This is a genomic window from Bacteroides sp. MSK.18.37 (assembly GCF_019129155.2).
GTDB classification, from domain to species: Bacteria; Bacteroidota; Bacteroidia; order Bacteroidales; family Bacteroidaceae; genus Bacteroides; species Bacteroides ovatus.
Map to the genome: position 1 here is coordinate 29,769 of NZ_JAHOIB020000002.1, position 13,988 is coordinate 43,756.

Below are 13,988 nucleotides of genomic sequence, written 5' to 3' on the forward strand. Positions count from 1 at the left end.
TGTTTTTATTTATGGTTCAACTTGTCCTTAATCTCGCTCATGCGCTTGTTCCAGGGGCTTTCACCCGTCGGATTCACACGAAGGTCGGTCATGACACTACGTTTGGGGGAAAGCTTCTCCAATGCCTTTTCCCCGTTCTCCCGGTCTTTTGCCAGAAGGTTCTCATAGATGGGGCGGGTGGCGGCATCGATACGGCCGTCCTGTTCCGCATCATCAAGCAGTTTCTTACGCGCGGCAGCGTCATCCGCATCCGCCTTGTCCTGGAACACCTTCAGTTCGCCCTTCAGGCGGGTGACCTCGGCATCAAGGGCCGGGACTTTGCCAGCCTCCGTTTCCAGCAGTCCGATTTCACGCAGGAAATCGTCATCCGTCGCACAGTTCTTGAACCGCGGACGTCTCTTGAGTTCGTCTAAATTCATGCTATTCTCGTTTTGTGGCTTGTGCAGCCGGTTATTGAATATTTGAAATACTTGTTCGGGGGTACTGTCCTCCGGTACCGGGTCAGCGTCATAAATACCGTCGATAAGCCCCAGCGCCAGCGCCTCGTCGGCACGCAGCCAGTGATCCTTGCCGTCAAAATACATCGCGCGGATTTCCTCCTTGTCCTTGCCCATACGGGTGGCATACATCTCGCAAAGGGTATCCTCAAGCGCCTCGATCTCACGGATGCAGTCCTTCATCTCATCCTTGTTGCCGTAACAGCCGCCCTGGACACTGTGAAGCATCAGACGGGCATAACGGCTCATCTGCACGGGCTTGCCGCAAAGGGCGATGACGGAGGCCATGCTGGCGGCGATGCCGTCTACGTAGATGGTAATGTCGGCCTTGCTGTTCTTCAAGGCATTGAAAATGGCGATGCCCGAATAAACCTCGCCGCCGTTGCTGTTGATACGCACGTCCACCTTCCCGGTCAGGGCTTCCGCTTCCAGAAGTTCACGGGCAATATCACCGCTGCGCACGTTATCATCGTACTCACCGATGTCACCGTAAAGAAGGATGCAACAGGCATCGGTTCCGGGTATCATATTGAAAAATCTACTCATGTCACTATCGTTTTGGCAGGTCCTTCCCTGCAAAGTTTACGGTGCGAAATTAGGGGGATTAAAAGCCTTTTTCAAACCGCGTTTTCATCATGGAGACTTTAAAGGATTGCCATGACGCTTTAAAATGTCATCATGCGGAGCGCGTTTTTTTTCGCTCCTTTTCCTTATCAATTTTGCACGTAAAAAAGGAGGTAATATGGCCGAACTTACAAACGAGCAGAAAAAGGCATGGGCGAAAACGCTCTACACCCGCGAAACGCTCACGCAGGCGGAAATAGCCGAGCGTGTGGGGGTTTCACGGGTGACTGTGAACAACTGGATAGGCAAAGGAAACTGGGAGCAGCTGAAGGCTTCCATAACCATCACACGGGAGGAGCAGCTGAAGAACCTGTACCGGCAGCTGGCGGAACTCAACAACGCCATCATGGGAAAGCCGGAAGGGGAACGGTTCCCGAACGCCGCGGAAGCGGACACCATTTCCAAACTGTCGAACGCCATCAAGAAACTGGAAACAGAAGTGGGGCTGGCGGACATCATCTCCGTGTTCTCCGACCTGCTCAAATGGGTGCGGACCTACGATTCCACGCAGGCGAAGGAGATCACCCCGCTTCTGGACGCGTTTGTCAAATCAAAATTATCCTGACATGGCAAAGAAAAGACTCACACCCCAGGACAGGATCGCACTGGACAACTGGAACGAGCTGGTGGCATCCGTGCGCGAACATTCGGACATCAACCCCACGGACACGGAAACGGAAATCAGGCAGAGGCGGGAAAGACTGGAGAAGAACGACGAGGAGTGGTTCAAATACTACTTCGCCATGTATTGCACCTGCGAGTCCGCCGCCTTCCACAAAAAAGCCACCGGGCGGCTGATGAGGAACAACCGCTGGTACGAGGTAAGGGCCTGGTCACGCGAGCTGGCGAAATCCGCACGCTCCATGATGGAGATATCCAAACTGGCACTGACAAAAAAGATACGCAACGTGCTGCTGATCTCCAACTCGGCAGACAATGCGGAAAGGCTACTGCTGCCGTTCATGGCGAACTTCGAGGAGAACCAGCGGATCATACAGGACTACGGACAGCAGAAAAAACCGGGAGCGTGGGAAACCGGGGAGTTCACCTGCATGTCCGGATGCTCCTTCCGCGCCATCGGAGCCGGGCAGTCACCGCGCGGTACGCGTAACAAGAACTTCCGGCCGGACTTCATTCTGGTGGACGATATAGACACCGACGAGGAGTGCCGGAATCCGGAACGGATCAAAACCAAATGGAAATGGCTGGAGGAGGCGCTGATACCGACCATGTCCGTATCGGGAAACTACCGCATCCTGTTCAACGGGAACATCATCGCGCCGGACTGCTGCATCAAAAGGGCCATCGAAAAGGCAACCGAACTGAAGGCGAAAGGAATCGGGCACGTGGATATCATCAACATCCGGGGAAAGGACGGGCTGTCCGTATGGCCCGAAAAGAACTCCGAGGAGGATATAGACCTCTTCCTCTCACTGGTCAGCGCGGCGGCGGCACAGAAAGAGTTCTTCAACAACCCGGTGGTGGACGGCGGCGTGTTCGCGGAAATCACCTACGGGAAAGTGCCGGCACTTTCCAAGTTCAAGTTCCTGGTGATATACGGGGACCCCGCACCGGGAGAGAACAAGACGAAAAAAAGTTCCACCAAAACGGTGTGCCTGCTCGGGAAACTCGCGGGAAGGCTTTATCTGATAAAAACGTTCCTGGACAGGGGGCTGAACGCGGAATTTGTAGAGTGGTACATCAAGCTGCTGGAGTTCGTGGGCGGGAAAACCACCGTATACTGTTACATGGAGAACAACAAATTACAGGATCCTTTTTTCCAGCAGGTATTCCAGCCCATCGTGCGGCGGATACGCAGGGAAAGGAAAATATCACTGTACATCGCCGGGGACGAGGAGAAGAAGACCGACAAGGCCACACGTATCGAGGCGAACCTGGAACCGCTCAACCGGGAGGGGAACCTGGTACTCAACGAGGCCGAAAAGGACAACCCGCACATGAAACGGATGGCGGAACAGTTCAAGCTGTTCAACCTGCAACTGACCTATCCGGCAGACGGACCCGACTGCGTGGAGGGGGGAAACAGAATTATAGACCGCAAGGCCAGACAGTCGGAAAAGCCCGTCATTGTCACAAGGAAAAGCACGCGGTCACAAAACAAGTACAGAGTGTAAACTTCAATACCTATCATTATGAGCAAATTTATCGAACTTTCAGACTACGACGCGAGCATACACCGCGAGATTCTGGACGCACTGACAAGGGAGGACGACGCCGTCGTGGAGATATGCGAGGACCGCGCCGTCGCCGAGATGCGCTGCTACCTTTCCAGACGTTACGACTGTGACAAAATATTCACGGCAACCGGTGACAAACGCAACCAGCTTGTCCTGATGATGGCCATCGACATAGCCGTGTACCACATCTTCTGCATACATAACCCGAGGAACCTGTCACCGCTGCGGAAGGAACGCCACGAAAGGGCGGTCGAATGGCTGAAAGCCGTGGCGGCCGAGGAGATATCGGTGGACGGCCTGCCCCTGCTGTCCGAAGAGACGAGGGCGGCAAAATCAAATTTCCTTATCAAAAGCAACCGTAAACGTGTAAACCATTGGTAATATGAACAAAAGAAAGAAAGGGGCCGGAAAGATAACCCAAAGCGGGAACCTGCCGAGGCCCGGGCAGAAAGGACCCGCAACCATCATACTGACACAGCCCAGAAGGTTCGGTATAGACATAGCGGACTACATGCTCGCGGTAAGGGCTTTCGAGAATGTGGACTACTCCAGACGCTTCAGGCTGTACGACCTGTTCAGCGACATACTCATGGACACGCACCTGACAAGTGTCATAGAGAAACGGAAGAATGCCGCACTGGCATCTTCCATAGAATTCCGCAGGAACGGGAAGCCGGACGAGAAGGTGAACAAGCAGATCAGGTCCCCATGGTTCCGGAAGTTCATAGGGGACATCCTGGACGCCAAATTCTGGGGGTTCTCACTCGTGCAGTTCTACCGCAAGGGGGAATGGGTGAACTACGACCTGATACCGCGCAAACACGTCGATCCCGTGCGCAGGCTCATACTGCGGCACCAGACGGACACCACCGGGACGTCCTGGGACGAGTACCCCGACCTGTTGTTCATCGGTTCACCCGACGATCCCGGACTGCTGGTGAAAGCAGCCATCTGGGTGATATACAAACGTAACGACGTGGCGGACTGGGCACAGTTCGCGGAAGTGTTCGGAGCGCCCATCAGGGAGTACACGTATCCCACGGATGACGACGAGGCACGGCAGAGGGCGCTGGACGACGCGGACAGCACCGGAAGCCTGTCGGTTTTCGTGCACGCGGAGGATACGGTGCTCAAGCTCGTGGAAGCCGCGAACAAGACAGGGAGCGCGGACCTCTACGACAAGCTCTGCGAGCGCTGCAACAACGAAATCTCAAAGCTGTTCCTCGGAAACACGCTCACCACCGAAGCCTCCGACAAGGGCACACAGGCACTGGGAACCGTACACAAGGACGTGGAGGAGAAAGTGACGCTCTCCGACAGGCAGGACATCCTCGACGTGCTCAACTATGACATGGCCGACATATTCGCAATGCTCGGAATAGACACCACAGGCGGGGAGTTCTGCTATCCGGAAAAGAAGCTTATCGAACCGGAGAAAAAGATGTCCATCCTCACACAGCTGCGTACGAACTTCAACCTGCCGGTAGGTGACGACTACCTCTACGAGGAATTCGGGATCGAGAAACCGGCAAACTATGACGAGCTGAAGAAACGCCAGGAGGAGAAAGCGGCGGAAATCGAGGCAGCGAAGGCCCGAGAGACCGAAAAGGCGGAAGAGGATGAACCGGATCCGGAAGAAGAACCGGAACTGGAAAAGCACGGTAAAGGAACACCCAAAGAAAAGAAAAATGCCCTTAAAAACGCATACAACTGGCTGAAACGTTTTTTCGGGAAAGCCCCGGGGAGAGACGGGGCAGCTTTAGAATGGTGATAAACGACCTCTACAGAATGGAGGACAAACAGGTGGAAACTTTATTCTCGTTCGATGAAGAGGTACTGAAGAAAGCCCTGAAGAACATATACAGCAAAGATTTCCATCCCATGACCGACATCGAGGAGAACCTGTTCGAGGCCACGTGGAAAACGATGAACAAAGCCACCGACAAGGGGTTTGGGACACGGAAAACCGATGATCCGGATTATGACTTCTACCGTGAAATCCGAATGAACAACGCCGTGTTCGCAGCTTTCAAGGTACACAGGGCACAGAACGACATGGCAGCGCTGCTGCTGGACAAAAACGGAAGTTTAAAGCCGTTTGAACAGTGGGTGAAGGAAGCCATGCCCATAGCCGACCACCAGATGATCCATTGGCTGCGTACAGAATACGACACGGCCGTCATACGGGCACACCAGGCCGCGGACTGGAGACAGTTCGAAAGGGAAAAGGATGTATTGCCGAACCTCAAATGGATGCCGTCCACAAGTGTGACGCCGGGAGCCGACCACCAGATTTTCTGGGGGACCATACGTCCGATAGATGATCCGTTCTGGAACGAGCACAGGCCCGGAGACAGATGGAACTGCAAGTGCACGCTCTCATCAACGGATGAAGCGCCGACAGCGGTACCGGACGAAAACGGGCAGAACAAGGCACATGACGGTCTGGAAAACAATCCGGGAAAAGACGGCAAACTGTTTTCAGACAAACACCCCTACATTACTGAAGCGCATCCGGGAGCAAAAAAAGCCGTGGACGCACTGACCAAGCGCATCAACGAAATGATAGCCGAAATGCCGGACAACCTGACGCTGGAGGAAAAAACCGACATCGCCCGCAACAATCTCAAGATAGAAAAGGCACTCGGCGTTACCAAAGGCAAGCCGATGACATACGAACAGGCGAACAAGGGAAAGGAGAACCCGAAATTCGGAAAAGAGGAAGGATACCGCGTGAATTGCCAGACCTGCACCGTGACACACATGCTCAGAAGGTTGGGGTTTGACATCGAGGCAAAACCCAACATCAGACAAAGCGCATACAATGAAATGGCAAAACAAGGTATCACATGGGAAGAACGTTTCCTGAACCGGGACGGAACAAAGCCGGATTATGACTATACCTATAAATGGCAGGTCAGAAAGGGATATCAAGTAATGAATGCAAACCGGCTGAAGGAATACTTCAGGGAAAAATTCAGAGAGGATGGAATATACGAGATATATTGTGCCTGGAAAGGCGGCTCCGCACACGTGTTCTGCGCAGAGGTGACTGAAGGAAAGACAAGGTTCTTCGACCCGCAAACCGGAAAGGATGATGCAAGCAATTACATACAGAGCATGAAAGCGGGCCGTGTGGGAGTGATAAGAATAGACAACAAACTGGTAAATCCCAAAATCATGGGACTATTCATCACCAAATAAACGGGAAGAAAGTGCCAGCCCCTCCTCACCGTCCACCAGACGGCAGGACTGGCCGTCGAACAGAATAAAGGCGGGAAGACCGACAGGCAACTCAAAACCATCCCCGTCAACACAGCCCACGGAATAGATGCTTCCTTCAGGGGAACTGGCTGATAAGACAACGGAGTTGTAACCGCTACTGTTTGCTAATTCCGACACTTGTTTAGGTATTTCCATAACGCAAAAAGGCACATAAAAAACGCCTTGCTGCAAAAGTATAAAATTATTTTTTAATTCAGTCATTCATGGACATAAAAGAATATTCAAAACTGATAAAAGCCAAACGGAAAGAACTGGATGGGCTAATGAAACGGAAAATGCCGGTTATCGCTGGACGAATGGCAAAAGACCATTTCCAGGACAACTTCCGCCGGGAAGGTTTCGTAAACGGAGGATTACACCCGTGGCCGAAAGCGAAAAGGCTGTCCTCGGGACGGACCGATGCGGCAGGGAGCTACGGGACGCTGCTCTCCGGAAGGAACCATCTCTTCAGCTCCGTCAAATACATGCCGGGAGAATACCGAGTGAGGGTGGCAAACGAACTCGTCTATGCGCCGGTCAATAACTGGGGAGGAGAAGTTCATCCGACTGTTACGCCCCAAATGCGGCGTTTTGCATGGGCGAAGTATTACCAGGCTTCAGGCAAGGCTAAAAAAGCCGCCACGGGCAAAAGAAAAGGCAAAAAGAAGGGTTCTGCCGCAAACAATGAACCGCAGGAAAATCAGGAAGCGCTGAAATGGAAAAGGCTGGCGCTGACCAAAAAGAAAAAGCTCCGGATAAAAATACCGCAACGCCAGTTTATCGGGGAAAGCCGGGAACTGTCCGAAAAGATAGACCGTAAAATGGAGAATGAAATCAGAAATATTTTAAACTTATAACAACATGGAAGAAATTTTTATCGCGATCATGGAACGCATCGCCGAAAAGATGCCTGAACTGTCATACATTGACGAGGACTACGGACAGCTTGAAGCCGGGGCGGAGGAGGACCACTATCCGGTAACCTTCCCCTGCGTGCTTGTCGGGAACGCCGAATCGGACTGGAATGACCTCGGTTACGGGGTACAGAAAAGCGAGTCACTCATCACCATACGACTGGCCATTGACTGCTACGATGACACCCACTACACCTCCGGAACCTATGACAAGGTAAGGGAACGGCAGCTGAAGGCCAAAGAGCTGTACAAAGCCTTGCAGGAGTTCCAGTGCACGGAAGAGACCAGCCCGCTGGTCAGGGTAAAGAGCCGGGACTATTCGCTGCCGGGAAACATCAAGGTGTACGAGACGGTTTATTCTTTCACGCTGCATGACGAGTCGGCCATGCAGTAAGGGGAAGGTTCATTCCCCCGTGAACAGGGAAAGCTGGACGGCTGTCAGGCGGGGTTTCTTAACCTTTGGGACGGGCTTCACCTCCAAGTCCTTCAGCTCCCGGCACTTGCACCGGATAATGGACATGATCCGCTCCTCGGAAATGAAAAACTCCTGGCGGGACAACACTTTCAGGGCATCATCAAAACGCAGGCGCTGCACCTCCGTCCAGTAATAGTAACGGCGGCACAGGGCTTCATCACGGAGTTCTATCAGTTTTTTGTCTCGTCCTTTAGCCATAAGTTCAGGTATATGCTGCAAAATTAGGCATTTAACCGGGGATGTTAATAAAAAAACGCCGCATCGTGTATGAATGCGGCGTTTTTCTGTTTAGAGTGTGAACAAAATCACATGGTCATCAGTTCGGTGTCATCCTCACCCGGAACAAACGGCTCGATGCGGGTGATCACCTTGCTCTGTACCTTCACCCGCCCGCTGCCATTACAGACCGGACATTTTGCGGATAAAGGAGCTCCTCCCTGGTCCAGGTAAAAGATACGTCCCTTGCCTTCACAACGCTTGCAGGCCATGACGTGCGGCGCGATGTTCTTCGTCTTCTCCATGACTACAACCGGCAGAATGAGGGTTCGATACGGTGCCAGACACCGTTTTCGTCACGTTTGTGGAAATAGTAGTTCACCGCGGTCTTGTACACCACGTTGCTCTCACGGAAGAGGTCCATGATCTCCGTGTACTCGCTGTCGAAACGGTCCTCGAGCTCGTACAGCTTACTCACGGACTTGTAGTCCAGATCGCCCTGGCGGTTGCGCTCGATCATGGTCATGCCGAGCTGGTACATCGGGTCGTCGGTACCCAGCTCGCGCCCCATGGCGTAGCGCTTCAGGTAATCCACCAGGCGTTCGGCGGCAAGGTCGGCACGCTCGTCGAAACTCTTCACCTTGTTGCTCCTCACCTCCAGCTTCATGTCACCGTCCACGATGGTGAAGCTCGCCTGCTCGTCCTTACGCAGCTGGCCGTATTCACGCATCACCGCACGGAAGGCGGCGGCCTCTTTCTCCACCCAGTCGCGGAACGCCTTCACGTCATCCACAACCGGGAGCAGCCGGTTCTTCACTTCAAGCATGAACTGCGCACGGAGGCCCTCATAGGCATCGCGCCGGTTACGCTTGCTTTCCTTCTCTTCCTGCTGGAGCTGTTTCAAAAGCTCCTTCCTGTCCTGGGCGGACAGGCTTTTTAATTGTTCTTTCAAATCCATAGCTAAAAAATTAAATGGTTGCTATTGTTGTTTATTCTCACGTTTACGGCGGATGGCACGCAGCTTCACCTGCAACGTGTCCAACGCCTCACAGTCAAGTTCACGGAACTCCTTGCCGGCGATACGGCTGTCCCGGCAGAAGGCGTTCACCCGGTCCCAGTCGGCCGTATCGATACCCAGCAGCTGCATCTGGTGCAGTACCGCGGAACGCTTCTGACGGAGAATCTTCCGGAGCTGTTCCTGATAAGTGGGCGGTACCAGCTTCTGCATGGCGGACACGGCGGCACTGTATTCCTTCAGTGTCATGTCACGCAGACTCGTGGTACGTCCCTCCGTGTACTGGGAAACGATGCTTTCCTTCAGTGCGTCACGATCCGATGTCGGAAGGCGGTTCAAAAGGCTGTAAAACGCCGCATAATTCTCGGGTTTATTTAACTGCTTGCGGCTGTTGATGTCTATCTGCATGGCTATACTGTTTTTTTGTTTATTTTAAGGTCATTGATTTCCTTAATCACTCTCTTTACTCTGATAGTACACAAATAATCAAGAAGATGCTCTTTTTCATTTTTTGTACACTTATACTGGTCGAAAAATTCAAGTATGCCCATTCTATTCAGATTTTCATTAACTCAAACTATTCATACCACATCAGCACAACTCTATGATTTCACCCACGGCAGAGCGTAGAAGAGTACGCAAAACCGAAGGGTTTCCGCTATCATAGATGACTTCCACACAACACTCATGGCGTGCGTTACGTGACACAACCAGCTCGCAAGTCATATTCTCACAGAGCCATTTTTCCACTACTTTACGGACACCAACTGCGGTGACCACAATTACCATTTTTTTACTCATAATATTGACCGTGCTGTATGTTATTCAACTCTTATCCTCCCGGTGTACTGGTTTCCCCGAAACTTCATCCCCTTGGTGAAGCCGCCCGGATATCCCAGTTCCTTGCTTCTCGCGTTTGCCAGCAACAAATGTTCCCGGCTAAGGGAGGCTACAAAACCTTTGTCCTTTTCCAGTCCCATCTCTCGGGCCTTCCGGGTGACGCTGCGTTCGGAAACACCGAGCATTTCAGCCAGCTCCCGGTTGAGGGTATTGTGATAGTGGCGACGCATGATGGAAAGCATATTACCGTTCCAAAAGATACGGGTGGAATATCCCTTATGCTCGACGAGCCGTCCCAGTGTCCGGTGCATGAAAGTACCGTCAGCAACCTTCCGGTGCTTGCGGTACTGTTCACGCTTGTACACCAGCACACATTCATGACACCAGGAACTCCGTCCCCCATTCTTCAACGGATAGAACTCACGCATCCACAACTTTCGGCCGCAATGCGGACAGACACGTTTACGTTTCTGCTTGTTGTTATTTTCACTCATAGCTGTTTATGCTGCATTCATCAGTTCATATTCAAATTTTCACCGAACGGAATAGTATTAATGTCAGCCTTTCTCGTGTAGGCCTGCATAAGTCCCACGGAAAGCAGCATATAGACATTCTTATTCGCTTTGACAACCCCGGAAATAGAGCCGACAATATGTTCAGTCTTGCCGGTAATGATTGAGCCGGCTATCTGCTCAAGCCCGTCTGGATGGTCCTCACTGGCCGCAACGCTCATAAAGGCACTAAGATCGTTTTCCTTACAAAAGTTATCCACGTATTGGCAGAGTTCCTTTACTGCCTCTTTCTGTTTTTCTGTAATCATTTCTGTTAAATTTTAATGGTTAATAATTATATGTTGAAATCGCGAAATCTCTTTTTTGATACTGGCTGTACATAGTTTCCTCCCAATCCGTCTCTTCCTCCTCCGGAAGGTCATCCTCATCAAGTTCTACCTCCTTACGGTAAATCAGATACCGTGCCTCCAGAAAGAAGAGGACCACGCGGCGCAGGAACTCACGGGCGGAGGCGATGCCGTGCTTTTCCATGAAGGAGGCGATACGGTCCGGACCGATAGTGTTCGTGCGGATGCTCACCAGACACTGCCGGCGGAAGTCCTTCAGCGTGCTGCCCCTCACCTCGAACACGCGGTCAGCGATACGGCCGAGACTCTCCGGAATATGGTATCCGGAACCTTCGTCATCCGTTCCCACCAGCAGTTCAGCAGCAGCCGTCAGCATACCCTCCACGCTCATGCGCTGGGCAGCGGCCGTCTCCTTCAGGAACACGTACTGGTAATTGCTCACGTAGGTATGTATGAGGTAGCCTTCAGGACGGCGGAACACCTCTTCGGAGGCAAGCTCCATCGAAAGGTTGTTCAATGTCACACCGGCACCGCAGCAGAAGGCGCACACCAGGCGGACGACAAGACGCTGGCGGTTGCCCCAGCCGCCAGCGATGATGGCACGCTGCAGGCTGCCGGCAACGGCCGGATCCATCTCGAAGAACAGCACCGACTTCTCCTGACGGCGGAAGAAGAACGACATGTCCGGAATACGATCCATGCAGAGGAGGATGCGCCGGGTGGCCGTGGAGACCCTGCCACCATCCGTCATGCGGATGTAGGACTTCACCAGGTGGTTCATCACTACCGTCATGTCGGAAAAATGATAGTCGGCAACCTTCCCGCGGAACAGTTCATGAAGCAGAACGGGCAGCTTCACAACGTAGTTGTAATACTCCTTTCTCATGGCTCACTTGCTTGAAGGTTTCCAGTCCACTGTTATAATCGCATCCAGCTCACCGCTGCCGCCACACACCGGGCAGGATACATGCACGTCCTCGCGGCTGCCCTCTTCCGTTCCCCAGAACCAGCCGTTGCCCTTGCAGTAACCACACTTGTGGCCGGTACTGACGAAGTTCTCACGGTTAGGCCCCTTACACATATAGGCGGGAGGACAAATCTCCAGCTGTTTCTTTATCCTGCTCATGCCTGGCCTCCTTTCTGTTTCGGTCCCGCCACATTCCAATAGTCATAGGCGCCCTTCTCCCAGATTGTGTATTCACCAGTGGCCCCCTGATAACGTCCCTTACTGAAGGCGACGTAGCCCTCTACCCATATCTTCAGGTCGGCATCATACATCACGCTCGTGGCCGCATCACCTTTAGGATTCTTGCCACGGGCATGGCTGATGAAAACAAACAGCTTGTCCGGAAACTCCTCCTTCAGCTGGATATAGTCACGATACGTCATCTGTGTGTATTGGAAGCTGTCAATGATCACGATGTTGAAACTCTTATGACGCCGGAGCCTGATCTTCAAGGTGGGGATGTCCTCCTTGATGAACGCCAAATGGCGGCTTACCTCGGCCATACCAAAGCGCCGCAGGTTATTCTGGACTGTCAGAGAAGTTCCTTCCTCCAGGGAGTTGAACGCCACACGGTCATACTTGCAAAGTTCCTTGCAGAGCTGCATCACGAAAGAGGTCTTACCGTTACCGCTGTTGCCCCACACGAACCAGCAGCCCCGGACTTCCGGAGTGTCGAAGGCATCCTTCCATTTCCCTTCGAAAGGGAATACGTCATACTTCTTGTTCAGGATGTCCCTGACATTCAAGGCACGTCTCATGCCCGCTTTTTTATTATCCTTTTTCTCTTCTTCCATGGTCAGAACAGTGTTAGTTGTCGGATATTGTCAATTCGGTCAAGTACGGCCTGCCGTGCGGCACCCCGCAGTTTCTCGTGGCAGAGCATCCTGCCGAGTGCCCACAAAAGGGCATTCTCACGGGTGGCAAACTGTCCCCATTTACGTCCCGGGTTGAAACCACCGCCGGAACCGCCCACCTCCATGTGAACGCCGGCAACCCACCAGCCGTCCTGCTGTCCCACAAGGGCGTCCAGGTAGTCGCGACCATTCCGGTAAACGGTCACCGTCTCGTATTCCCTCAAGACTGGGTAATCGCTCCAGGGAGCGGGAAGCTGCTCGCGACCGTCGATCTTTAAGTATTCAAATTTGTTTTCCATATCCTTAAAATTACGTTTGAACGGTATTTGAACGGGGGTCATTCCCCCGTCATGCGTTTCACCTTGTGAATGGACTTCCTCACACGCCGCAAATCAAAGTCACATGTCGAAGCCTCCTTTATCACCTTATCGATGTCTTTCCTGTCAGTCACACCGTTGGCGGAACAGATCGCAAACACGTCGTTCACGTCCGTAGGCTCCAACTCATAAAATTTCCGTCCGATACGGCTGTAGAACTCCTTGTAGCCGGGCTTCTGGTACCGCAAGCCGTTGCTGATGCGCTTGGCAATATAATCGGTACTCAAGAACACGACACCGCATTTCTCCTCCAGCTTGTTGTACAGGCTGATGAAATAGTGGAACACCGGTTCGGTCAGCTTGTCCGCCTCGTCGAACACCAGCAGGGGCGCGTCCATCTGGATGATGTCATCCAATATAAGCCCCCACACCTCACGGATATTATACCCTTCGGTCCGGATTCCGACCGTACGGGCGATCTCGCGGACAAAGTCACCTTTCTTCATGTCCTCAGAGCAGAGGATATAGAAAACCTCCTTATGCTCCTGGAGGTAAACACGGGCGGTGGTACTCTTGCCACAACCGGCCTCGCCGGTCACCCAGGTAACATTGCGCCAGCGCTGCGCATCGGAGAGTACAGCCGTGATCTCCTGGTAAGCACCGGTCTCCACGATCTGCCAGCCGGTAGCGCTTACACCACCGACCTGCGAGGCGACATTACGGAACATCTCGTCGCTGATATTCTCATAACGGCCATTCAGGATATTGCTAACAGTACCTACACTAACCCCCTTCAGGCTGCCAGCAGCCTTCGTCTGGCTCGGGTATTTCGCCACGTAAGCCCGGAGGCTTTCACTGATGGCGTCCTTTTCTTTCATTGTAATTTCCATAATCAATATTTTTTATCTT

The 13,988-nt window shown here is 52.7% G+C and carries 21 protein-coding genes; 7 read left to right on the forward strand and 14 right to left on the reverse strand.

The annotated features are described in order from the left end of the window. Positions 1 to 5: 5 nt before the first annotated feature. The gene (locus tag KSX81_RS28320) at positions 6 to 1,043 is read right to left on the reverse strand and encodes a head maturation protease, ClpP-related (protein WP_005846345.1); all 1,038 of its coding nucleotides are present in this window, start codon (positions 1,041 to 1,043) and stop codon (positions 6 to 8) included. 196 nt (positions 1,044 to 1,239) lie between these two features. Between KSX81_RS28320 and KSX81_RS28325 the strand changes: the two genes are divergently transcribed. From KSX81_RS28325 to KSX81_RS28345, 5 genes are read left to right on the forward strand one after another with little or no spacing between them, the layout of a single operon-like run. Then, positions 1,240 to 1,686, forward strand: a complete 447-nt coding sequence (locus KSX81_RS28325; RefSeq protein ID WP_004327418.1) for a hypothetical protein — start codon at positions 1,240 to 1,242, stop codon at positions 1,684 to 1,686. Position 1,687: 1 nt separating this feature from the next. After that, the gene (locus KSX81_RS28330) at positions 1,688 to 3,256 is read left to right on the forward strand and encodes a hypothetical protein (protein WP_149192757.1); all 1,569 of its coding nucleotides are present in this window, start codon (positions 1,688 to 1,690) and stop codon (positions 3,254 to 3,256) included. An 18-nt stretch (positions 3,257 to 3,274) separates the two neighbouring features. Further along, positions 3,275 to 3,700 carry a phage protein Gp36 family protein gene (locus KSX81_RS28335; protein WP_004327405.1) on the forward strand — a complete coding sequence of 142 codons (426 nt, stop codon included), beginning with the start codon at positions 3,275 to 3,277 and terminating at the stop codon, positions 3,698 to 3,700. Between the two features lies 1 nt (position 3,701). Continuing rightward, entirely contained in the window at positions 3,702 to 5,090 is a 1,389-nt protein-coding gene (locus KSX81_RS28340) for a DUF935 family protein (RefSeq protein ID WP_004327406.1), read from the forward strand. 17 nt (positions 5,091 to 5,107) lie between these two features. Continuing rightward, a complete protein-coding gene (locus KSX81_RS28345) occupies positions 5,108 to 6,523 on the forward strand; it encodes a toxin glutamine deamidase domain-containing protein (protein WP_217713053.1) in 1,416 nt (471 codons plus the stop codon). Here the strand turns inward: KSX81_RS28345 and KSX81_RS28350 are convergent. Beyond that, positions 6,506 to 6,739 carry a hypothetical protein gene (locus tag KSX81_RS28350; protein ID WP_005846335.1) on the reverse strand — a complete coding sequence of 78 codons (234 nt, stop codon included), beginning with the start codon at positions 6,737 to 6,739 and terminating at the stop codon, positions 6,506 to 6,508. The two genes, KSX81_RS28345 and KSX81_RS28350, sit on opposite strands and share 18 nt — an antisense overlap. Before the next feature lie 68 nt (positions 6,740 to 6,807). Between KSX81_RS28350 and KSX81_RS28355 the strand changes: the two genes are divergently transcribed. Both KSX81_RS28355 and KSX81_RS28360 read left to right on the forward strand, forming a co-directional pair. After that, a complete protein-coding gene (locus KSX81_RS28355) occupies positions 6,808 to 7,440 on the forward strand; it encodes a hypothetical protein (protein ID WP_004327409.1) in 633 nt (210 codons plus the stop codon). A gap of 4 nt (positions 7,441 to 7,444) precedes the next feature. After that, entirely contained in the window at positions 7,445 to 7,891 is a 447-nt protein-coding gene (locus tag KSX81_RS28360; protein ID WP_004327410.1) for a hypothetical protein, read from the forward strand. Between the two features lie 9 nt (positions 7,892 to 7,900). On the opposite strand, the gene KSX81_RS28365 is transcribed toward KSX81_RS28360, so the two are convergent. The 12 genes from KSX81_RS28365 to KSX81_RS28420 form a co-directional block, all read right to left on the reverse strand. Continuing rightward, positions 7,901 to 8,170, reverse strand: a complete 270-nt coding sequence (locus KSX81_RS28365) for a hypothetical protein (RefSeq protein WP_008652653.1) — start codon at positions 8,168 to 8,170, stop codon at positions 7,901 to 7,903. A gap of 107 nt (positions 8,171 to 8,277) precedes the next feature. After that, complete coding sequence (locus KSX81_RS28370; protein ID WP_008652655.1) at positions 8,278 to 8,493, reverse strand: hypothetical protein; 216 nt, start codon at positions 8,491 to 8,493, stop codon at positions 8,278 to 8,280. A gap of 2 nt (positions 8,494 to 8,495) precedes the next feature. After that, a complete protein-coding gene (locus tag KSX81_RS28375; RefSeq protein WP_004327411.1) occupies positions 8,496 to 9,146 on the reverse strand; it encodes a DUF3164 family protein in 651 nt (216 codons plus the stop codon). A gap of 21 nt (positions 9,147 to 9,167) precedes the next feature. Further along, positions 9,168 to 9,611 carry a hypothetical protein gene (locus KSX81_RS28380; RefSeq protein WP_004327412.1) on the reverse strand — a complete coding sequence of 148 codons (444 nt, stop codon included), beginning with the start codon at positions 9,609 to 9,611 and terminating at the stop codon, positions 9,168 to 9,170. Positions 9,612 to 9,794: 183 nt separating this feature from the next. Continuing rightward, a complete protein-coding gene (locus KSX81_RS28385) occupies positions 9,795 to 10,004 on the reverse strand; it encodes a hypothetical protein (protein ID WP_008652657.1) in 210 nt (69 codons plus the stop codon). A gap of 20 nt (positions 10,005 to 10,024) precedes the next feature. Then, the gene (locus tag KSX81_RS28390; protein ID WP_004327414.1) at positions 10,025 to 10,537 is read right to left on the reverse strand and encodes a hypothetical protein; all 513 of its coding nucleotides are present in this window, start codon (positions 10,535 to 10,537) and stop codon (positions 10,025 to 10,027) included. Positions 10,538 to 10,557: 20 nt separating this feature from the next. Continuing rightward, the gene (locus KSX81_RS28395; protein WP_004327415.1) at positions 10,558 to 10,863 is read right to left on the reverse strand and encodes a hypothetical protein; all 306 of its coding nucleotides are present in this window, start codon (positions 10,861 to 10,863) and stop codon (positions 10,558 to 10,560) included. A gap of 19 nt (positions 10,864 to 10,882) precedes the next feature. Then, positions 10,883 to 11,788 (reverse strand): hypothetical protein, encoded by a 906-nt coding sequence (locus KSX81_RS28400; RefSeq protein ID WP_004326986.1) that lies wholly within the window; start codon positions 11,786 to 11,788, stop codon positions 10,883 to 10,885. A gap of 3 nt (positions 11,789 to 11,791) precedes the next feature. After that, entirely contained in the window at positions 11,792 to 12,028 is a 237-nt protein-coding gene (locus KSX81_RS28405) for a hypothetical protein (protein WP_004326987.1), read from the reverse strand. Further along, positions 12,025 to 12,702, reverse strand: a complete 678-nt coding sequence (locus tag KSX81_RS28410; RefSeq protein WP_004325648.1) for a hypothetical protein — start codon at positions 12,700 to 12,702, stop codon at positions 12,025 to 12,027. The genes KSX81_RS28405 and KSX81_RS28410 overlap by 4 nt, the downstream gene beginning before the upstream one ends. A 2-nt stretch (positions 12,703 to 12,704) precedes the next feature. Continuing rightward, positions 12,705 to 13,103 carry a hypothetical protein gene (locus tag KSX81_RS28415; RefSeq protein ID WP_005932412.1) on the reverse strand — a complete coding sequence of 133 codons (399 nt, stop codon included), beginning with the start codon at positions 13,101 to 13,103 and terminating at the stop codon, positions 12,705 to 12,707. Further along, on the reverse strand, positions 13,100 to 13,969 hold the full coding sequence (locus KSX81_RS28420; RefSeq protein ID WP_004326989.1) for an ATP-binding protein: 870 nt from the start codon (positions 13,967 to 13,969) through the stop codon (positions 13,100 to 13,102). Before KSX81_RS28420 ends, KSX81_RS28415 begins: the two co-directional genes overlap by 4 nt. Positions 13,970 to 13,988 lie beyond the last annotated feature (19 nt).